This window comes from Anaeromassilibacillus sp. SJQ-5, assembly GCF_054108045.1.
Genome location: NZ_JBPJWQ010000001.1, coordinates 1,164,268 through 1,185,455 on the forward strand (window position 1 = coordinate 1,164,268; position 21,188 = coordinate 1,185,455).

Below are 21,188 nucleotides of genomic sequence, written 5' to 3' on the forward strand. Positions count from 1 at the left end.
CGTTTTGTAAAATTTGTTTTTGTCGCCCACTTATTTTCTCCCCCGCTGTGGGTTTGGATTTTTCAGCAAGTCCGACTTCTGTGCAATCTTTTTCAGCCACTTCTTTTCTTCCTCAGACAGCTTCTTGTAATTCAGTTTAAGCCGCTTACAGATAAACGCCAAAGCCGCTTGCTCCGGGTCGCTGTCCTCTCTGGTGGTTTCCTCTGCGGTCTGCAAGAAATCTTCCAGAGGATTGTCCTCCGGGACACTGAAAAAATCGTCCTTGTGGGCTTCCCGCAGGTCGAGGGCTATCTTGTTTATGTCCTGCTGTATCACATAGCGGCAAAAGCTGTCGTCGTCAATATGGGCGGCGATAAGCTGCCTTAACTGCGGGTCGGTCAAGCCGGGATTGTGTTGTTTCATAATTGTTGCACTCACAGCGTCCACAATGGCGTTTGCGGTCTGCACCTGCTTCACCGCCACGCCGTTCACATAGATTTCAAGGTCAGCCATAAGCCGGGGAAAATCCGGGTGTGCCGCCAGTTCACACAAGAGAGAATTGTCCACCCGCCCGCTTTTCAATAGTTCAATCATATCGTCGCTCAAACGCAGGTCTGCAAGATCGGCGTTTGGGTGATTTTTTGTTTGGGAACGGCCCAGCAGATAATCGGCGGTCACGCCGTAAAACTTTGCCAGCTTGATAATGGCATAGTGGCTGATGTCCTTATACTCGTCCGCTTCATAGCTGCCAAGCGCAGATTTGGAGAGGTGCGTCTGTTCCGCAAGCTGTTCCAGCGTCAAGCCACGCTCCACACGCAGGTCTTTTAGCCGTTCCTGTATGGATAACTCCATGCTCTCCCTCCTTGTCTGCCCGATAAATGGGAAGTTGTTTATTAAACCTTTTTAACCTTAACCAACAACATCATAGGTCTACGCATTTCATTACACATTCCCGGCATACCCATCATATCTGCCGGAGGCATTGCTTCCTCAATAGCCTCAATTTGAAAACCACATTTTATAAGTGGATTCAATATCTGCGTTAATGTGTGGTGCTGTTTAATTACTCGTTGACCAAGAAAATTGGTTTCTCTTTCGCCTGTGTAATAGTAATTGTCGATTGGCCAATATTTAGGTTTCCCATTTTCATCATAAATCCAATCCTCATTAACACCTGCGGTGAAAGTCGGATGTTCAATATTGAATAGGAAATACCCACCTACTTTTAATGTGCAATACACCTTTTGATAAACATTAGCTAAATTTTCGATATAGTGCAGTACCAGGTTAGAAACAACTAGGTCATAAGTATTTTCAGGATAAATGTATTCTTCAACACCGCAAACTTTATACTTGATTTTGTCATCAGAGTTATCAGCTACTGCTTTTGCAATCATTTTTTGACTACTATCAATACCAAGAATTTCAGCAGCTCCCATTTGTGCGGCATATTTGCAATGCCAACCGTAACCACATCCTAAATCCAAAACTTTTTTTCCCTGTAATTTAGGGAATAACGGTTGCAACTGATGCCACTCTCCAGCAGCTTTCAGACCATCTTTGCTTCTTCCCATTTCCGCATATGCGGCAAAAAATTCACTATTATCGTAAATATTTCTCATTGATAATTACCTCCACAACTTCCGATTTGTCTCTTCGTACTTATCATTTTACCACAATTCCAAGAGCGTGGAAATAGCCTGTTTTTTAAGCCGATTTCCTACCTTTCGGATATACGGGACGGGCGGTCATTTAGGTGTAGACTTAGGGTAGTTCATCGATGAACGGCACCTTGAAAACAGAATGACCGTCCGAAAAGGAATACCCCGGCTGGGGAAGCACTGCAAGGAGCCAGCTTCTGGACACTTTGTCCAGAGGTCACTTCGGGACAAGTTGTCCCGAAGTTGCGGGGAGCGTGCCAACGCCGGAACACGCCGCAGGAATGGGGCAGGAAACCTTTTCGGGGAGAACGGCAACGGAAAGCAAAATGGAGGGAACGCATGAGAGATAACCCCTATAAAGACTTGCCGCCGCTGGAACGCAGGCCGGACGGTTCCCTTTACCGCATGACACCGGCGCAGAAGAAACAGGCGGCCAGCTTGATACGCCGGGAGTGCTGTTGCTTTGAGGACGGCAACTGCATTGTCCTTGACGATGGGGACACCTGCACCTGCCCGCAGACAGTTTCTTTCTCGGTCTGCTGTAAGTGGTTCCGCTGGTCGGTCTTGCCGCTGGACGGGACGCTGGAAGCGGAGATTTTCCGGGATAAGGACTTGAAACGCTGTGTGGTCTGCGGCGGTGTGTTCGTCCCCAAATCCAACCGGGCAAAATACTGCCCCGGCTGTGCCGCCAGAGTTCACAGGCGGCAGAAAACAGAAAGTGAACGGAAAAGGAGGTCTGCTGTGGACAGTTAGGAGCGGAAAAAGCCTTGATTTATCAGGCTCCGCAAGCCCCAAACCGGGGCAGGTGGTATAAAGTATCGCCCGCCCCGGAAAACGGGCTTCTAACCGTCCACAAAACACGATATGACAAACACGATTTACATTCATCAGCCGGAAAAGGCGTTCAGCTTCACCCGGCTCCCGAATTTTCTCTTTGAAGCCCCCACATTCAAGCCCCTGTCCAACGAGGCAAAGGTTCTGTACGCCTTTATCCTGCGCCGGACAGAGTTATCCCGCAAGAATGGGTGGGCGGATGACTGCGGACGGATTTTCCTGTATTACCCTATCTGTGAAGTGGTCACACTGCTCCATTGTGGGCGGCAGAAAGCGGTGAATACCCTGCGGGAACTGCAATACGCCGGACTGGTGGAGATCCAGAAGCAGGGCTGTGGAAAACCCAACCGCATTTTCCCAAAATCCTATGAAGCGGTTCCAAACACCGACTTTAAGAAATCCCGTTCTGGTACACCGGAGGACTGAAAAACGTACCCATGAAGTACGGAAATCACTCCTGAGACGTACGAAAACCGGACGGTATATAGAAATACAAAGATAAAAAGATTGATTTATATTCTATCCATTCCAATCCTATCCGAGCTATTTTCTGCGGGATTTTCCCTGTGGAAAACCCCGGATAGGAAAGGAATGGGGAAAGGAGCAGAATGGCACAACACGCAATTTTACGGTTTGAGAAGCACAAGGGCAACCCGGCAAGGCCGCTGGAAGCCCATCACGAAAGACAGAAAGAACAGTATGCCAGCAATCCCGACATTGACACAAGCCGGAGCAAATACAACTTCCATATCGTCAAGCCGGAGGGACGCTATTACCACTTCATTCAGAGCCGGATTGAGCAGGCCGGGTGCCGAACCCGCAAGGACAGCACACGGTTTGTCGATACGCTGATAACCGCCAGCCCGGAGTTTTTTAAGGGGAAATCCCCAAAGGAGATACAGGCGTTCTTCCAAAGGGCGTCGGACTTCCTCATTGGCCGGGTAGGACGGGAAAATATCGTGTCGGCGGTGGTACACATGGACGAGAAAACGCCCCACCTGCATTTGACCTTTGTTCCGCTGACAAAGGACAACCGCCTGTGCGCTAAAGAGATTATCGGCAACCGGGCAAACCTGACGAAGTGGCAGGACGATTTTCACGCCTATATGGTGGTGAAATATCCCGACTTGGAGCGTGGGGAGAGTGCCAGCAAGACAGGCCGGAAGCATATCCCCACCCGGCTTTTCAAACAGGCGGTTTCCCTCTCCAAACAGGCCAGAGCCATTGAAGCCGCCCTTGACGGCATTAACCCGCTGAACGCCGGAAAGAAAAAAGAGGAAGCCCTCTCCATGCTAAAAAAGTGGTTCCCGCAGATGGAGAACTTCTCCGGGCAGTTGAAAAAGTACAAGGTCACAATCAATGACCTGCTGGCGGAGAATGAGAAGTTGGAAGCAAGGGCAAAGGCCAGCGAAAAAGGAAAGATGAAAGATACGATGGAACGGGCAAAGCTGAAAAGCGAACTGGACAATTTACAGCGGCTGGTTGACCGTATCCCGCCGGATATACTGGCGGAACTGAAACGTCAGCAGCGGCACACGGTAAAGGAAAGGTGATAGATATAAGCAGAAATTTTCGCCGCCTTTGTGCGGCATTGTACCTTGAAAACTGAATATGGAGGACACTGGATGGCAAAAAGCGAAAGCGATATTTTTACACCCCGGACAGGGCAGGTCATACAAGCAGAGAACGGCACGCAGTATTTTGTATGTGGGAACAACCGTATAAAAATCTCCGAACACTTCGCCGCAGGCGGGAAGCCCCTCGGTGATCTGATTGTAGATGTGGTGCGGCATACCGCAGAAAAAGCCGCTTCAACCTGATAGCCCATCATTGATAACACGCCCACGCTTATGATATAATTGCCATAGAGCAAAAGTATTGTAAGCGTGGGTTGTTTCTTTAGAAGGAGGATTTTTAACGGTGAAACAACCTTACAATACTACGATTTACAACACGGCGCTTTATATGAGATTGAGCCGGGACGATGAAAACTATGGTGACAGCGTAAGCATTGAAACACAGCGGACAATCCTGCAACAGTACGCAAAGGAACAGGGACTTCATGTAGTCGGTGAGTATGTGGACGATGGCTGGTCGGGGACGAACTTTGAACGCCCGGATTTTCAGCGCATGATGGACGATGTGGAAGCCGGAAAAGTAAACTGCATTGTCACGAAAGACCTTTCCCGTTTCGGGCGGGAACATGTGATGATGGACTACTATCTGGAATTTCTGTTCCCGGAAAAACGGGTGCGCTACATCGCCGTTGCGGAGAATGAGGACACAGAAAAAGGGCTTTCCGATTTTGTCCCGTTCAAAAACCTGTTCAATGAGTGGTTTGCGAAAGATACGAGCCGCAAGGTAAAGGCCGCTTTCAAAGCGAAGTTTGCCACAGGACAGCGTATCGGCGCCTATGCTCCCATCGGGTACAGGAAACACCCGGAAATCAAAAACAAGCTGATAATCGACGAGGAAACCCGCTGGATAGTGGAGAAGATTTTTGACCTTGCCATTCATGGCAGAGGGGCGGCCAGTATCACAAGAATACTGATTGCGGAAAAGGTTCCCACGCCGGGATTTATCAACTTCCAGCGTGACGGGACTTTCGCAAACATCTATGCGGGTGCACCGGAGGAAAAAAGCTACGCATGGACGATAGCGCAGGTCAAGAGCATTATGAAAGATGAAACCTATATCGGCCATACCATCCACTACCGGGAAACAAATATTTCCTTTAAGAACAAGCGGAGGGTACGCAAGCCCCAAAGTGAATGGGTGCGGGTGGAAAACACGCAGGAGCCGATTATCAGCGAGCAGGTTTTCCGGCAGGTACAGGAGCAGATAGCAAGCCGCCGACGGGAACGCAAAAACGGTACGACACAGATTTTTGCGGGACTGATAAAGTGTGCGGATTGCGGCTGGTCGCTGGCCTATGGAGAGAACAGGCAGAACAGCAAGCCCTATGGTTACTATCATTGTAGCAAGAACGGTCAAGGCACACGCCAATGCTCCATGCACTATATCCGCTATGATGTGCTTTACGCCTATGTCCTTTCCCGTCTGCAATACTGGTCGGGACTGGTACAACATGATGAAGAACGGCTCTTGAAGCGGCTGTTAAATGCCACTGATAAGGGACAGGCCGCCGCAAGAAAGAAGCAAGCCGCAGAACTGAAAAAGGCAGAGAAGCGAAAAGCCGAAGTCGATACTTTGTTTGCCCGGATGTATGAGGACTGGGCGGCGGGGCGTATCACGGAATACAACTTCTCTATGCTGTCCGGGAAGTACCAAAGCGAACAGGCTGAACTGGACGAAAAGATTGAGCGGCTTCAATCCGCTATCGCCACTGAAAGCCAGAACGCCGCAGACGCAGAAAAATGGATTGCCTTGATGAAAGAGTGCGTCAATCCAACAGAACTGACCGCCGAACTTTTGAATACGCTGATTGAAAAAATCCTTGTCCATGAAGCGGTCAAAGGTGAGGACGGAAGCCGGGAACAGGAGGTAGAAATCTTCTACCGCTTTATCGGCAAAATTGATTGAATGATACCAATATCTTTAACTATGTGATACCGGCGAGACCATGCCGGACATCCTCAACTGCGACGCGCTGGCCGCCCTGTACGGCGTTTCACTGGACGATCTGGTGCATCATGAGGGGGAGAAGGCCGGATATCCCATTCCGCCCAAGGGCAAGCACATGTTCGGTACAGTGACGGTGGGGGAACGGGGGCAGATTGTGCTGCCGAAGAAGGCGCGGGATCTGTTTCAAATCCGGGCGGGGGATTCCCTGATGGTGCTGGGAAGCGAGGAGCCGGAGAGCTACGGGCTGGCGCTGGTGAACAGCGAGCGCTTTATGCAGGCCATAGAAAGCGTGCTGCGGCATTTCCGCGCGGGCGGTGAAAGATGATGGGCAGGACGGACATGCTGGCGGTACGGGGACTGACCAAGCGTTATCCCGCGTTTGTGCTGGAGGATGTGTCCTTTACGCTTCGGCCGGGGCGGATTATGGGGCTGATCGGCAAGAACGGGGCAGGGAAGAGCACCACCCTGAAGGCCATCCTGCGGCTGGTGGCGCCGGACGCGGGAGAGGTGCGAATCCTGGGGCGGGACTTCCGCCGGGAGGAGACGGCCTGTAAGCAGGAAATGGGAATTGTGCTGGGCGGCATCGATTTCTATATGTATAAAAAGCTGGCGGCGATCACTGACGTGACCCGGCGGTTTTATCCGCAATGGGACGAGGAGGCGTATCGGCGGTACTGCCGGCTGTTCGACCTGGACGAAAGCAAGAGGGTCAACCAGCTGTCCTCCGGAATGCGGGTGAAATATCTGATTGCCCTGGCGCTGTCCCATCAGGCGCGGCTGCTGATTCTGGACGAGCCGACCAGCGGGCTGGATCCGGTGGCGCGGGACGAGCTGCTGGCGCTGTTCCGCCGGGTGGTCAAAAGCGGGGAGAGGAGCGTGCTGTTCTCCACCCACATCACCTCGGATCTGGACAGCTGCGCGGACGACATCACCTATTTGCAGGGCGGCCGGGTGCTTCAGAGCCGGGACAAGGCCGGATTCCTGCGGGCGTTCGATCACCTAAAGCGACCGGAGGATACCGGCGCGCTGACGCTGGAGCAGATTATGATTCGGACCGAGAGGGGGGCGCGGGATGATGACGCTGCTTTATAAGGAAATCCGGCTGGCTGCCCATCCATCCCTCTTCCTTTTCCTCGGTATGGGGGCGCTGACCCTAGTGCCTGCCTATCCCTATGGCGTGGTGTTCTTTTTCGGATGTCTGGGCATTTTTCAGACCTTTATCAACGCGCGGGAGAACAAGGACGCGTTTTTCACCGCCGCGCTGCCGGTCAACAAACGGGACGTGGTGCGGGCCAAATGCCAGCTGCTGGCCGCCGCGCAGCTGGGACAGCTACTGCTGACGGTGCCCTTCGCCCTGTTGCGGGTGGTGCTGCTGCCGAACGGCAACCCGGCGGGAATCGAGGCGAACGTGGCGTATTTCGGCTGTGGGCTGCTGATTTACGCGGCGTTTAACGCGGTGTTCCTCATCAGCTTTTACAAGACGGCGTACAAGGCGGGAAAGGCGTTTCTGCTGGGGGTGATCCCGGTGACGCTGGGGATCGGCGTCATGGAGACGCTGGCCCATGTGCCCGGGGTGGCCGACTGGTTCGACAGCACGGCGCCTGCCATGCTGCTGCAGCAGCTGCCCATCCTGGCGGCCGGGCTTGCCGCGTATGGCGGCGGCATGGCGCTGACCTACCAGACGGCGGCGGCTCGGTTCGAAAAGGTGGATTTATCATAGTAAACTGGTGGTATGCACAGGCCCTAGAAGGGCCAAAACGGACTTAGCTAAAGGGACATCGAAGGCTTGACGCTGCATTACAATCTCAGGCAACCGCTAAAGCAAAAACCGCGGAGCCGTCCGGCTCCGCGGTTTTTTACTATGCTTAAGCATGTAGGGGACAGCGCGAAGCGGTGGCCCCTACAAAAAGCCGCCCGCTAGGCGGGTGGGATTGTGGGCTTAAGCAAGAGCAACACCTTTCCTGGTATAATGACGATGTTCAAGCCGTCAAAAAAGAAGGAAAGGTGTTGCTCTATGGCACAAAGTTTAGCACATTCAAAATGGGTATGCAAGTACCACATCGTGTTCAGTCCGAAGTATCGAAGAAAGATCATCTACAACCAATTACGAGTGGATATACAGCAGTATATTCGGGATTTGTGCAAATGGAAGGGTGTGGAGATATTGGAGGGGCATATGATGCCCGACCATGTGCATCTGCTGTTGTCGATACCGCCGAAATATTGCGTCTCCAGCTTTATGGGGTACTTGAAAGGGAAATCGGCAATGATGATCTTTGAAAAACACGGGAATCTGAAGTACAAGTTCGGCAACAGGCACTTCTGGGCAACCGGGTATTACGTGAGTACCGTTGGACTGAATGAGGCAACCATCAAGAAATATATCCGAGAGCAGGAAAAGCAGGATATGCTCGAAGACAAATTGACTACCAAAGAATACGACGACCCTTTCAAGGGTAGCCGGTAGTCAGTCCACTACGGCTTGAACATAGTGAAAGCCAGCGTCTTTTAGGCGCTGGCCTTCCTATGCCCTTCTAGGGCTCCTTCATGCCACCCGTTTTACGGGTGGTCATGACTTTTTCAGGGCGTCCCGGAGAAGTTTGAAGAGCTGGATAAGGGCGGTGGGCAGGAAGGCGAGGAGAACGATCCAGCCGGTCTGGGCCAACGTGAGGGGGACGACCAGGAACAGGGAACGCAGGAACGGGAGGAACAAAACAGCGGCTAAAAGCAGGACGCCGGCGGCAAAGGCCATCAGGCTATACCGGTTGGTCGTCAGGCCTAAGCGGAAAACCGACTCCCGGCCCCGGCAATTGAAGCCATGGAACAGGCGGGCCAGGGTGAGGGTGGCAAAGGCCATGGTGCTGGCCATGGCGGCCCCGCCCCAGGACAGGCCAAGATAGAAGGCTGCCATGGTGGCGGCGGCGATGAGCAGGCCCTGCACGCCGATCCGGCCGGCCAGGGATTTGTTGAGAATCGGCTCCTTGGGATCCCGGGGCTTCTGTTCGAGCAGGCCGTCCCGGGCGGGCTCCATCCCCAGGGCGATAGCGGGCAGACTATCGGTGAGGAGGTTGATAAACAGCAGATGCACCGGGGCGAAGGGGACGGGCAGGGCCAGCAGGGAGGTATATAGTACGCACAGGATGCCCGCCGTGTTGCCGGAAAGCAGGAAGGTGATGGCGTTTTTGATGTTGGTGAAAACGCTGCGGCCGTTGACCACAGCCTTGACAATGGTGGCGAAATTATCGTCCGCTAAAATCATGGAGGCGGCGTCCTTGCTCACCTCAGTGCCGGTGATACCCATGGCCACGCCGATGTCGGCCTTTTTCAGGGCGGGCGCGTCGTTGACGCCGTCGCCGGTCATGGAGACGATGCAGCCGCGGCGCTGCCAGGCGGAAACGATGCGGATTTTATGCTCGGGGGAGACACGGGCGTAGACCGCGATGCGGGGCAGCTTTTCATCCAGTTCGCTGTCCGGCATAGCGTCCAGTTCCACACCGTCTACCGCCAGATCCCCGTCGTCGAAAATCCCAATCTGCCGGGCGATGGCGGTGGCGGTCACCTTATGATCACCGGTGATCATAACGGTGCGGATGCCGCCCCGCCGGGCGTCGGCCACCGCCTGGACGGATTCGGGCCGTGGCGGGTCAATCATGGAGATGAGGCCGATGAAGGTAAAATCCGTTTCATCCTCCAAGGTGGGCTGACGGGGCGCGTCCAGTTCCCGGCAGGCGAAGGCCAGCACCCGCAGGCCGTTTTCCGAGAGATCCGTGTTCACCCCGAGAATGACCTGCCGATCCGACTCGGTGAGAGGACGGGTTCCCTGCGCGGTGAGCAGGCGGGTGGAGCGGGACAGCAGCACGTCGATGGCGCCCTTGGTCATCAGGGTGGGAACGCCATCCACATCGTGAAGCGTGCTCATTAGCTTGCGGTCGGAATCAAAGGCGATTTCGCCCAAGCGGGGATGCTGTTCCCGGTAGGAAACCTCCTCCACGCCGAAAACGTCGGCCAGCTGCACCAGGGCGATTTCCGTCGGGTCACCGATGGCCACGCCATCCACGTCGGTGGCATCGCTGGCCAGTACGGCGGTTTTCAGCAGCAGCCGCTGTGCGGGATTGGCCAGGTCGAGATCCCGGCCGTCCAGGAGAACGCCGTCGGCATATATCTGCTGGATGCACATGCGGTTCTGGGTGAGGGTACCGGTCTTATCCGAGCAGATAACCGAGACGGAACCCAGGCTTTCCACCGCTTTCAAATCCTTGATGATGGCGTTTTGCCGGGCCATTTTCTGGGTACCCAGGGCCAGGACGATAGTGACAATGGAGCTGAGAGCCTCGGGAATAGCCGCCACGGCCAGGGCCACGGCAAACATCAGAGAATCGAGGAAGGAGGCTTCGCGGTACATAGACAGGCCGAAGACCAGCGCGCAGATCACCAGGATGATCAGGGCTAGTTTTTTGCTGAAATTGTCCAGGCTCTGCTGCAGAGGGGTTTTGCGCTGCTGGGTCTGGTTCATCAGGGAGGCGATTTTACCGAGCTCCGACCGCATGCCGGTGGCGGTGATGACCACGGTGGCCCGGCCGTAGGTGACGAGGGAGCCGGAGAACACCATGTTTTTCTGATCCCCCAAGGCCACGGTGTCGCCGGAGAGGATTTCGGCGCTTTTATCCACCCCTTCCGATTCGCCGGTCAGGGAGCTTTCGTTGACCTTCAACGAATAGTTCTCCAGTATCCGCCCATCGGCCACCACCAGATCCCCGGCCTCGAGCAGGACGATATCGCCGGGCACCACCTCCCGGGAGGGTATTTCCAGCTTGACGCCGCCGCGCAGTACCTTGGCGGACGGGGAGGACATGGCCTTCAGGCTGGCCAGGGATTTTTCCGCCTTGAAATACTGGACGGTGCCCAGCACGGCATTGAGCAGGATGACGGCGAAGATAACAAAGGTGCTCTCTCCATGGCCGGACAGCAGGGACACCACGGCGGCGATGATCAGAATGAGCACCAGCAAATCCTTGAACTGCTCCAGAAAAATCCGGACGACGCCCTTCTTTTTACCCTCTGTCAAGGCATTGGGGCCGCTTTCCAGTGCGATTTGCCGGGCTTGCTCCTCGGTCAGTCCTTTGGGAGACGAGTGAAGCTGCCGCAGGACGTCCTCGCCGGAGCGGTTATAATACGTAGGCATATGCATCCTCCTTATACGAGAGTAGTATGAGCAGAAACCGACCAAATAAAAAAGACTTTCAGACAGCCTCCGCGCAGGGCGGAGAAGCCATCCAAAAGTCTTGTTACCGATATTCGGCGTTCATTGCCAGATTCCGAAGAATCGAGTTGTTGACAACGAAGCTTGTAACTACTCCCTTTTGTGTAAACAATAGTCTAACAGGTTTGGAAATCCCTGTCAAGGGCGGAATGGTAAACAATTTATAAACGGGAATTATATCGCGTACCGTATCGTCTCGAATAAGCGAAACAAACGAAACCACCAGTGAACTGGTGATTTTGATTTTTCGTGAAGAAAGCGGCAAAACTGGGCATACCTAGTGTTGTCCAAACAAGGAGATACTCTTCGTCTGAAAAATTGCGCTATCCGGACCTGCTAAAAAGATTGACAAAGCAGGCCGAAAGAGGTAGAATAACAGAAACGTTTGTTCTAATCTGATTGCCGTGTCCCAAGCGGCATTCGTGTCAATAAGCGGCTGATAGAAGCCGTCATGAGGATTCGTGTGATGAGTGAAAAAACTGAGCGGGAATTGTTTAAATTGGTGGCCCCTTATAAACCCACGGGAGACCAGCCGGAAGCGATTGCCAAGCTGGTGGAGGGAATCAAAAGAGGGGACAAAGAGCAGACTCTGCTGGGCGTAACGGGTTCCGGCAAAACATTTACTATGGCCAATATTATTCAGCAGGTGCAAAAACCTACCCTGGTTTTGGCCCACAATAAGACGCTCGCCGCCCAGCTGTGCAGCGAATTTCGCGAGTTTTTCCCCGAGTCCTCGGTCGAATATTTCGTCAGCTATTACGATTATTATCAGCCGGAGGCGTATATTGCCTCCACGGACACTTATATTGAGAAGGATTCCGCCATCAATGACGAAATCGATAAGCTGCGGCATTCGGCCACGTCCGCTCTGTCGGAGAGACGAGACGTGATCATTGTGGCCAGCGTGTCCTGCATTTACAGTTTGGGCGACCCGATCGACTACCGCAGCATGGTGATTTCGCTGCGGCCGGGCATGCGAAAAAAGCGGGACGATTTGCTCGCCAAGCTGGTCGAGCTGCAATATGAGCGCAACGACATCAATTTTATCCGCAACAAATTCCGGGTCAGGGGAGACGTGGTGGAGATTTTCACCAGCGGCTCCAGCGAAACGGTCATCCGTGTGGAGTTTTTTGGGGATGAGATAGACCGTATCAGCGAAATCCATCCGCTGACCGGCGAGCTGAAGGGTGTCGTCAACCATGTGGCGATTTACCCGGCCTCCCATTACATCGTACCGCCGGAAAAAATGCAGGACGCGATTCAGAATATCGAGCAGGAGCTGCAGGAACGGGTTGAGTGGTTCAAGCAGGAGGGAAAGCTGCTGGAGGCGCAGCGTATTTTGCAGCGCACGCGTTACGATATCGAGATGCTGCAGGAAATCGGCGTGTGCAAGGGTGTTGAGAACTATTCCCGCGTTTTGGCCGGCCGGCCCGCCGGCTCCACGCCGTTTACGCTGCTGGATTATTTCCCCAAGGACTACCTTTTGTTTGTGGACGAGTCCCATGTCATGCTGCCCCAGGTACGCGGCATGTTCGGCGGCGATTATGCGCGAAAGAGGAGCTTGGTGGACTACGGGTTCCGGCTGCCCAGCGCCTTTGACAACCGGCCGCTGAATTTCGACGAGTTTTACGATCGGGTCAACCAGGTCGTTTTTGTCAGCGCGACGCCGGGCGATTTGGAACGACAGAAGAGCGCCCAGATCGTGGAGCAGGTGATTCGTCCCACCGGGTTGGTGGACCCCGAGGTGATCGTCAAGCCGGTTGAAGGGCAGATAGACGATCTGATGGAGGAAATTCGGCAGCGGGCCGGGCGAAAGGAACGCGTGCTGGTCACCACGCTGACCAAAAAGATGGCGGAGGATCTCACAACCTTCCTGGAAAATAACGGTATCCGAATTCGCTATATGCATCACGATATCGACACCATGGAACGTATGGAGATTATTCGGGATTTGCGGCTGGGCGAATTCGATGTCCTGGTCGGTATCAACCTACTGCGGGAGGGCCTGGATATTCCGGAGGTCTCGCTGGTGGCCATCCTGGACGCGGACAAGGAAGGATTTCTGCGCTCGGAAACCAGCCTGGTGCAGACCATCGGCCGGGCGGCCCGCAATGCGCAGGGACAGGTTATTATGTATGCCGATCAGGTGACACCCTCCATGGAACGGGCCATTGCCGAGACCAACCGGCGCCGCGCTATTCAAATGGCATACAACGAGGCGCACGGCATCGTGCCGAAGACCATCATCAAGGATGTGCGGGAGGTCATTGAAATCACCTCCAAGCATTCCGGAAAAATCGATAAACCTCTCAAGCGTCTGAGTAAGGCTGAACGGCTCAAGCTGATTGAGGAAATGACGCGGGAAATGAAAAACGCCGCGAAGCTGCTAGAGTTTGAACACGCGGCGTATCTGCGCGATCGCATACAGGAACTGCAGAATATGAAATAGGGCTGGAATTAGCTCCTTGAAAGGCTTGATTTGTACATGCAAAACACCAAACTGATCGTCAAAGGCGCCCGAGAGCATAACCTCAAGAACGTGGATATAGAAATTCCACGTGACAAGCTAATTGTCTTTACAGGCATATCCGGCTCCGGCAAGTCCTCGCTGGCCTTCGACACGATCTATGCAGAGGGGCAGCGGCGCTATGTGGAGAGTCTGTCCTCCTATGCGCGACAGTTCTTAGGGCAGATGGACAAGCCGGACGTAGATTTTATCGAAGGGCTTTCGCCGGCTATTTCCATCGATCAGAAAACCACCTCCAAAAATCCGCGCTCCACGGTGGGCACCGTCACGGAGATCAGCGACTATCTGCGGCTGCTATATGCCAATATTGGCATCCCGCATTGTCCCGTCTGCGGCCGGGAGATTAAGCAGCAGACGGTCGATCAGATTGTGGATCAGATACTGTCTCTAGAGGAGGGCACCCGGATTCAGCTGCTGGCGCCGGTGGTGCGCGGGCGTAAGGGCGAACACGTCAAGGAGTTCGAGGCCGCCCGGAAATCCGGATATGTGCGGGTGCGGGTAGACGGCAATCTTTACGATTTGTCCGAGGCCATCACTCTCGAAAAGAACAAGAAGCATACGATAGAAATCGTGGTGGATCGGCTGGTGGTGCAGCCGGATATCAAAGGACGGCTGGCGGATTCCATCGAAACGGCCACCTCCTTGACCGGCGGTCTGCTGACCGTGGATGTCATTGGCGGAGAGGAACTGACCTTTTCGCAGAATTATTCCTGCCCGGAGCATGGGGTCAGTGTGGAAGAATTGTCTCCCCGCATGTTCTCCTTCAACAACCCGTTTGGCGCCTGTCCCAAGTGCACGGGTTTGGGGATGTACATGTCCATGGATCCGGATCGGATCCTTACCAATCGAAAGCTTTCTATCCGGCAGGGGGCCATCCACGCCAGCGGCTGGAATTATGTGGACGGCGGCACCATCGCGCAGATGTACTACGAGGGATTGGCCGCCCATTACCACTTCTCACTGGATACGCCCGTCAAGGATTTGCCGAAGGAAATCGTCGATATTCTTCTTTATGGAACCAAGGGAGAAAAAATCAAGCTGATCAGACAAAAGGAATACGGACACGGCGAATACTTCACGGAATTCGAGGGCGTTCTCAACAATTTGCAGCGCCGCTACAAAGAAACCACCAGCGACTGGATGCGGGAAGAGCTGGAAGCCTATATGAGCGAGGTGCCTTGTCCGGAATGTCACGGCGAGCGGTTGCGCAAGGAGAGCCTGGCGGTGACGGTAGGGGGGATCAACATCTCCGAGCTGTCCTGTAAATCGGTGTCCGATGCGCTCGATTTCCTGTCCGGCATCGAGCTGAGCGATCGGGAGCATCTGATTGGCGACCGCATTCTCAAGGAAATCCGGGAGCGGCTCGGTTTCCTGCAAAGCGTCGGATTGGAGTATCTGAGCCTATCCCGGGCGTCGGGGACCTTGTCGGGCGGAGAAAGCCAGCGGATCCGGCTGGCCACCCAAATCGGGTCATACCTGATGGGCGTGCTTTATATACTCGATGAACCCAGCATCGGCCTGCATCAGCGGGACAACGACAAGCTGCTGGCAACCCTCAAGCGGCTGCGGGATTTGGGGAATACGCTGATTGTAGTCGAGCACGACGAGGACACGATGCGGGCGGCGGATTGGATTGTAGACGTGGGGCCGGGCGCCGGCATCCATGGCGGGCATGTAATTTATTCCGGTCCTTCCGCAAGCATCACGGATTGCCCGGAATCCATAACCGGTCAATATCTCAGCGGCCGGAAAAAGATTCCCGTTCCACAGACGCGGCGGCCGGGATCAGGCAAGCTGCTGACCATTTTAGGGGCGACCGAAAACAACCTGAAAAACGTGGATGTATCGTTCCGGCTGGGGGCTTTCAATTGCGTGACCGGGGTTTCGGGCTCGGGCAAATCTTCGCTGGTCAATGAAATCCTATACAAAAAGCTGGCGGGCGATTTGAACGGCGCCCATACCAGGCCGGGCGCTCATCGGGAGATGACCGGGCTGGATGCCTTAGATAAAGTGATTGACATCAACCAGGCGCCAATCGGGCGGACGCCTCGTTCCAATCCGGCCACCTATACGGGGGTGTTCAACGATATCCGGGAGCTGTACGCCTCCACGGCCGACGCCAAGATGAGAGGCTTTTCCTCCGGCCGTTTTTCCTTCAACGTCAAGGGAGGACGGTGCGAGGCCTGTCAGGGAGACGGTATCATTAAAATCGAAATGCACTTTCTCCCAGATATTTACGTCCCCTGCGAGGTATGCAAGGGTCATCGGTATAACCGGGAGACCTTGGAAGTGAAGTATAAGGGCAAAAGCATTGACGATGTGCTCAACATGACCGTGGAGGAGGGCGTGGAGTTTTTCGGCAGCATCCCGAAGATTGCGCGAAAGCTGCAAACACTTCTGGACGTGGGGCTGGGGTATATCAAAATCGGACAGCCCGCCACCACGCTGTCCGGCGGTGAGGCGCAGCGCGTCAAGCTGGCCACCGAGCTGTCCAAACGGGCCACGGGCCGTACGATTTATATTCTGGATGAGCCCACCACCGGCCTGCACACGGCGGACGTTCACAAGCTTATCGAGGTGCTGCAGAAGCTGGTGGACACCGGCAACACAGTTGTGGTGATTGAACACAATCTGGATGTCATTAAAACGGCGGATTATGTGGTGGATTTAGGGCCGGAGGGCGGCGACAAAGGCGGCACAGTGGTCGCCTGCGGTACGCCGGAGGAAATTGCCGCCGTGGAAAAATCCTATACGGGACAATACCTGCGATCGGTTCTCAAGTGAACAGGAATAGGCAAACCCGCTGCTGATGCTATATCGGCGGCGGGTTTGCCGATGCTGTGGCTTTTTCCGGGAAGCGGCAGGTATATTCTGTTTTGGACAACCGTACACTATACAGAGCCTGTCTTCTGGCAAGGTGTGAAATTGATGGCCGCACAAAGGAATATTTACAATTCTTTCATATACTATTCGATTGTTTACGCTATGATAATATTCAGATTCCATCAGGAAGGGTAACAGTTGGGACGTTATGTTTGGCTATGTGCGTATTTATAAACCCGAATTGAAGATGGCCGAATTTGAGCATTATCAAGGGGTTTATTGTTCCCTGTGCAAGCAACTGGGGAAACGGTACGGCGTCATGGCAAGGATGACGCTCAGCTACGATTTTACTTTTTTAGCCGTTTTTCGCATGGCGCTTTCGGATACCTGCACCGGCTTCAAAAAAGGACGTTGTACCTTCAATCCGCTGAAAAAGCGGACTTGCTGCTGCGAGAACACGCATGTGGAATTTGCGGCCGACGCTGCCACCCTGCTGATGTATCACAAGCTCAAGGACAACATGGCCGACAACGGTTTTTTCCACAGCCTGCCGGCGAGGCTGTTGCTGCCCTTCGCCTCCCGTGCCAAGAAAAAGGCGGCCAAAGCCTATCCGGAGCTGGCCGCTCATATACAGACCTGTATGGACAGGCAGGCGGAGTTGGAGACTTCCAAAACGGCGTCCCTCGACGCCGCTGCCGAGCCGAGCGCGATGATGCTGGCCTATCTGGCGAGGATGGGAGCCGCGGATGAGCGAGAGGAGAAAATACGCGATCGGTTCGGCTACTGCCTGGGTCGTTGGATTTATCTCGTGGATGCGGCGGAGGATTTGCCGGAAGACTTGGAGAACGGGAGCTATAATCCCTATATCCTTGTCCGTGGCTTGGAAAAGGGCGACATTCAGGCGGTCAAAGACACCCGGGAGTATGCCAGGTTCACTCTAAACGCCTGTTTGGCTGAATGCCTTGCCGCTTACAATTTACTTCATGTTCGCCGTTTCGACGGCATTTTACGCAATATATTGGAATTGGGGATGCCCGCCGCCCAGAAAGAGGCGCTTACCCGCGAAGGCCCCCATAAAAAGCCGCTGAAAGAAAAGGAGCCCTGATGAGCGTGAACGATCCTTATAAAGTATTGGAGATTTCTCCTGAGGCCACCGACGAGGAGGTTAAAACCGCTTATCGGGAAATGGCGCGTAAATATCACCCGGACAATTACGCCAACAATCCGCTGTCTGATTTGGCGCAGGAAAAGATGCAGGAAATCAACGAAGCTTACGATACCATTATCCGGATGCGTAAGCAGGGGGGAAGCGGGCAAGCCGGCGGCGGTTCCGCCGCGCGCAGCACCCGCTTCGCCGATATCCGCAGCATGGTGAGCACCGGCCGGATTGTGGACGCGGAGGTGCTGCTGGACGGGATTCCTTCCGCCTCTCGCGATGCCGAATGGTATTTTTTGAAAGGAAGCGTCCTGTTTAAAAAGGGATGGCTGGAGGACGCCTATAATCATTTCAGCACGGCCACCCGTATGGATCCCGGCAATATGGAATACCGCTCCGCTCTCAATCAGATGAACATGCAGCGGCAGACCGGCGGGTTCCGGACGTCCAATCGGCAGCAATCCGCCGGCGGCTGTTCCGGCTGCGATATGTGCAGCGGCCTGCTTTGCGCCGACTGCTGCTGCGAATGTATGGGCGGCGATTTCATCCGCTGCTGTTAATCGGAAGCCGACAACCCGTGCCGCCTTGCTGCACGGGTTGTTTAGCGTTGCGGCGCATGGATAAAAGGGAGGACAGGATTTGTGAGACAGAGTGCCAAGGTGGCTTTGGGCGGTATTTTATGCGCGTTATCTCTGGTCTGTATGCTGCTGACCATACTGCCGATTTCTGAAATGGGGCTGCCGGCTCTTGCGGGAGCTGTACTGATCCCCATTATATTGGAGATAGGGGTTAAGTGGGGCTGGATGTCCTACGCCTGCGTGGCGCTGCTGTCGCTGCTGATCACGCCGTCCATGGAAGCCAAGGTGTTGTTTATCGCCTTTTTCGGGTATTATCCGGTACTTAAGGCGCTGATCGAGCGGCTGCGGAAGATTTGGCTGGAGTGGATTATCAAGCTGGCTGTGTTTAACTTGACGATGATAGGCGCATATTGGATTATGCTGACATTTCTCGGGCTGCCGGCCGATTCCTTTGAGATATTCGGCTTGGATTTGCCGTTCGTCATACTGGCGATCGGGAACGTAGCGTTCGTTTTATATGATATTGCGCTGACCGGGGTGATCACCACTTATCTCCGCGTGCTTCAGCCCAAGCTGGCCCGTCTGTTCCGTCATGGATGATTTTGCAGGAAAGAATAATAAAGCTTGCATTTTCTCCGTAAACGCTATAGAATATCCGGGAGGGGGTGCTGGCTTTGAAGACGAATCTGATTGCCCATATATCGGAGCATGCCGCCGGTTTTTCAAAGGGGCAGAAACGGATTGCACAATATATTCAGGAGCATTATGAATCGGCCGCTTTTATGACGGCCTTCAAGCTGGGAGAGACGGTCGGCGTCAGCGAATCGACCGTGGTGCGCTTCGCGGCGGAACTGGGGTTCGACGGGTATCCGCAGCTTCAGAAAGCCATGCAGGAGTTGATCCGCAGCAAGCTGACCACCGTCCAGCGCATCGAGGTGACCCGGGCCCGTATGGCGGACGACGAGGTGCTGGACAATGTAATGGCCTATGATATGGCCAACATTCGTCAAACGCTGGAGGAGCTTCCCCGCGACGTGTTTTATCAGGCGGTGGACGCCATTGTGGAGGCTCGGCGGGTGTATATTTTCGGCGCCGGCAGCTGTCGGGCGCTGGCCAATTTTCTCGCCTATTATTTAAAGCTGCTGCTGCCGGATATCCATTTGATTTACACCTCGAGCGAAACGGAAATTCTGGAGGAAATGCTGCAGATAGGGGAGCAGGACGCCATCATCGGCTTGAGCTTTCCCCGCTATTCCAGCAAGGCGGTAAAGACCGTCCACTTCGCACATTCCCGGCAGGCGAAGATCATTGCGATTACAGACAGCGTGCTGTCCCCTATAGCGGAGTACGCGTCCTATCTGCTGTTGGCGCACAGCGATATGGCCACCATCGTGGATTCCTTGGTCGCGCCGCTGAGTATTATCAACGCATTGCTGGTGGCCGTGTCGCTGAAAAAGATGGACAGCAACGCCGCCCGGCTGACGGAACTCGAACAGCTGTGGGAGACCTATCAGGTTTTTCAGCCATTTGAAGAGGTTTCTGAATAAGGGGATTGGATGGCATGCAAATACTGGTGATCGGCGGAGGAGCTGCCGGTCTTATGGCGGCAGGCTGTGCCGCTCGCCGCGGATTAGATGTTACGGTGATAGAGCGCAATCCCCGCATGGCGCGCAAGGTGATGATTACCGGCAAAGGCCGGTGCAACGTTACCAATCGATGCACCATCGACGAGTTTATCGAGCATGTACCGGAGAATGGGCGCTTTTTGTACAGTGCCCTCAATCAGTTTTCCCCGCAGGACGCGATGGATTTTTTCGAGCAGCAGGGCGTCCCGCTTAAAACAGAACGCGGGAACCGTGTGTTTCCCGTTTCGGACAAGGCCGTGGATATCGTGGACGCTTTGGTGCGGTATGCGCGGGGGGGCGGGTGTCGCTTTCACCAAGGAAGAGCCGTATCGCTGTGCTTGGAGGACGGGGTATGTACCGGTGTGAGGCTGGAGGACGGTTCCGTATTGCCGGCCTATGCGGTGGCGGTTTGCACAGGCGGGCTGTCCTATCCGCTGACAGGTTCCACCGGAGACGGCTATCGTCTCGCTGAGCAGGCTGGTCATACCATTGTGCCGCCCAGGCCTTCGCTGGTTCCCTTGGAATCGAACGACAGCTGGTGTGGGGACATGCAGGGACTGGCCTTGAAAAATGTGGGGCTTCGGGTGGTGGACAACGAAAGCGGCGGCAGCATTTGCTCGGATTTGGGAGAAATGCTGTTTACCCATTTCGGTGTATCGGGTCCGATGGTTCTCAGCGCCAGCGCCCATATGCGGCATATGGTACCGGGACGGTACACGCTGTGGATCGACTGGAAACCGGGATTGACGCCGGAGCAGCTAGATAACCGGGTCCTGCGGGATTTGCAGGCGTATAAAAACGCCGACGTGGCCAACACTCTCGGCAAACTACTGCCGCGCACGGCCATTCCGGTGGTGCTGCGCCTGGCCGCCATAGCCGGCGATACAAAAGGGCATTCCATCACCCGGGAGGAACGAAACCGGCTGGTATCTCTGCTCAAGGCCTTTCCCGTAAGCATCCGCGGGTTTCGTCCGGTGGAGGAGGCCATTATCACATCGGGCGGCGTTTCCGTGAAGGAAGTCCAGGCTAAAACGATGGAATCCAAGCTGGTAAGCGGTTTGTACTTTGCCGGCGAAGTGCTGGATGTGGATGCTTATACGGGCGGTTTTAATCTGCAAATTGCTTTTTCGACCGGAATGGCTTTGGGCCATCATATATAA

The 21,188-nt window shown here is 54.5% G+C and carries 19 protein-coding genes; 16 read left to right on the plus strand and 3 right to left on the minus strand.

What is annotated here, in order from left to right; genetic code table 11:
* Nucleotides 1-30: 30 nt before the first annotated feature.
* Both ACSAMM_RS04915 and ACSAMM_RS04920 read right to left on the minus strand, forming a co-directional pair.
* On the minus strand, nucleotides 31-831 hold the full coding sequence (locus ACSAMM_RS04915) for a helix-turn-helix domain-containing protein (RefSeq protein ID WP_025487523.1): 801 nt from the start codon (nucleotides 829-831) through the stop codon (nucleotides 31-33).
* A 41-nt stretch (nucleotides 832-872) separates the two neighbouring features.
* On the minus strand, nucleotides 873-1,601 hold the full coding sequence (locus ACSAMM_RS04920) for a class I SAM-dependent methyltransferase (protein WP_025487524.1): 729 nt from the start codon (nucleotides 1,599-1,601) through the stop codon (nucleotides 873-875).
* A gap of 378 nt (nucleotides 1,602-1,979) precedes the next feature.
* Here ACSAMM_RS04920 and ACSAMM_RS04925 point away from each other — a divergent pair, with 378 nt between their 5' ends.
* The 9 genes from ACSAMM_RS04925 (at nucleotide 1,980) to tnpA (ending at nucleotide 8,526) form a co-directional block, all read left to right on the plus strand.
* Nucleotides 1,980-2,393: a cysteine-rich VLP domain-containing protein gene (locus ACSAMM_RS04925; RefSeq protein ID WP_025487525.1), complete on the plus strand. Its 414-nt coding sequence runs from the start codon at nucleotides 1,980-1,982 to the stop codon at nucleotides 2,391-2,393.
* Between the two features lie 111 nt (nucleotides 2,394-2,504).
* A complete protein-coding gene (locus ACSAMM_RS04930; protein ID WP_008666017.1) occupies nucleotides 2,505-2,900 on the plus strand; it encodes a replication initiator protein A in 396 nt (131 codons plus the stop codon).
* 182 nt (nucleotides 2,901-3,082) lie between these two features.
* Nucleotides 3,083-4,027, plus strand: coding sequence for a MobV family relaxase (gene mobV / locus ACSAMM_RS04935; RefSeq protein WP_025487526.1), 945 nt, complete (start codon nucleotides 3,083-3,085; stop codon nucleotides 4,025-4,027).
* A gap of 72 nt (nucleotides 4,028-4,099) precedes the next feature.
* A complete protein-coding gene (locus tag ACSAMM_RS04940) occupies nucleotides 4,100-4,294 on the plus strand; it encodes a hypothetical protein (RefSeq protein WP_002334813.1) in 195 nt (64 codons plus the stop codon).
* A 100-nt stretch (nucleotides 4,295-4,394) separates the two neighbouring features.
* On the plus strand, nucleotides 4,395-6,017 hold the full coding sequence (locus tag ACSAMM_RS04945; RefSeq protein ID WP_025487527.1) for a recombinase family protein: 1,623 nt from the start codon (nucleotides 4,395-4,397) through the stop codon (nucleotides 6,015-6,017).
* Between the two features lie 40 nt (nucleotides 6,018-6,057).
* The gene (locus ACSAMM_RS04950; protein WP_457790172.1) at nucleotides 6,058-6,384 is read left to right on the plus strand and encodes an AbrB/MazE/SpoVT family DNA-binding domain-containing protein; all 327 of its coding nucleotides are present in this window, start codon (nucleotides 6,058-6,060) and stop codon (nucleotides 6,382-6,384) included.
* Nucleotides 6,384-7,151, plus strand: coding sequence for an ABC transporter ATP-binding protein (locus ACSAMM_RS04955; RefSeq protein WP_457790174.1), 768 nt, complete (start codon nucleotides 6,384-6,386; stop codon nucleotides 7,149-7,151). Before ACSAMM_RS04950 ends, ACSAMM_RS04955 begins: the two co-directional genes overlap by 1 nt.
* On the plus strand, nucleotides 7,132-7,779 hold the full coding sequence (locus ACSAMM_RS04960) for an ABC-2 transporter permease (protein ID WP_178723942.1): 648 nt from the start codon (nucleotides 7,132-7,134) through the stop codon (nucleotides 7,777-7,779). The genes ACSAMM_RS04955 and ACSAMM_RS04960 overlap by 20 nt, the downstream gene beginning before the upstream one ends.
* A 294-nt stretch (nucleotides 7,780-8,073) precedes the next feature.
* Nucleotides 8,074-8,526 (plus strand): IS200/IS605 family transposase, encoded by a 453-nt coding sequence (gene tnpA, locus ACSAMM_RS04965; RefSeq protein WP_457790176.1) that lies wholly within the window; start codon nucleotides 8,074-8,076, stop codon nucleotides 8,524-8,526.
* Between the two features lie 102 nt (nucleotides 8,527-8,628).
* Here the strand turns inward: tnpA and ACSAMM_RS04970 are convergent, their stop codons facing one another.
* The gene (locus ACSAMM_RS04970; RefSeq protein WP_457790178.1) at nucleotides 8,629-11,241 is read right to left on the minus strand and encodes a cation-translocating P-type ATPase; all 2,613 of its coding nucleotides are present in this window, start codon (nucleotides 11,239-11,241) and stop codon (nucleotides 8,629-8,631) included.
* Nucleotides 11,242-11,785: 544 nt separating this feature from the next.
* Between ACSAMM_RS04970 and uvrB the strand changes: the two genes are divergently transcribed.
* The 7 genes from uvrB to ACSAMM_RS05005 all read left to right on the plus strand — a co-directional run bounded on the left by uvrB (nucleotide 11,786) and on the right by ACSAMM_RS05005 (nucleotide 21,188).
* The gene (gene uvrB, locus ACSAMM_RS04975) at nucleotides 11,786-13,768 is read left to right on the plus strand and encodes an excinuclease ABC subunit UvrB (protein WP_457790180.1); all 1,983 of its coding nucleotides are present in this window, start codon (nucleotides 11,786-11,788) and stop codon (nucleotides 13,766-13,768) included.
* A 36-nt stretch (nucleotides 13,769-13,804) separates the two neighbouring features.
* The gene (uvrA, locus tag ACSAMM_RS04980) at nucleotides 13,805-16,630 is read left to right on the plus strand and encodes an excinuclease ABC subunit UvrA (protein ID WP_178723947.1); all 2,826 of its coding nucleotides are present in this window, start codon (nucleotides 13,805-13,807) and stop codon (nucleotides 16,628-16,630) included.
* Between the two features lie 247 nt (nucleotides 16,631-16,877).
* Complete coding sequence (locus tag ACSAMM_RS04985) at nucleotides 16,878-17,774, plus strand: DUF5685 family protein (protein ID WP_457790182.1); 897 nt, start codon at nucleotides 16,878-16,880, stop codon at nucleotides 17,772-17,774.
* Complete coding sequence (locus ACSAMM_RS04990; protein WP_457790184.1) at nucleotides 17,774-18,385, plus strand: J domain-containing protein; 612 nt, start codon at nucleotides 17,774-17,776, stop codon at nucleotides 18,383-18,385. The genes ACSAMM_RS04985 and ACSAMM_RS04990 overlap by 1 nt, the downstream gene beginning before the upstream one ends.
* An 81-nt stretch (nucleotides 18,386-18,466) precedes the next feature.
* Nucleotides 18,467-19,003 (plus strand): hypothetical protein, encoded by a 537-nt coding sequence (locus ACSAMM_RS04995; protein ID WP_457790186.1) that lies wholly within the window; start codon nucleotides 18,467-18,469, stop codon nucleotides 19,001-19,003.
* Between the two features lie 65 nt (nucleotides 19,004-19,068).
* A complete protein-coding gene (locus tag ACSAMM_RS05000) occupies nucleotides 19,069-19,950 on the plus strand; it encodes a MurR/RpiR family transcriptional regulator (RefSeq protein WP_457790188.1) in 882 nt (293 codons plus the stop codon).
* The gene (locus tag ACSAMM_RS05005) at nucleotides 19,947-21,188 is read left to right on the plus strand and encodes an NAD(P)/FAD-dependent oxidoreductase (protein ID WP_457792148.1); all 1,242 of its coding nucleotides are present in this window, start codon (nucleotides 19,947-19,949) and stop codon (nucleotides 21,186-21,188) included. The genes ACSAMM_RS05000 and ACSAMM_RS05005 overlap by 4 nt, the downstream gene beginning before the upstream one ends.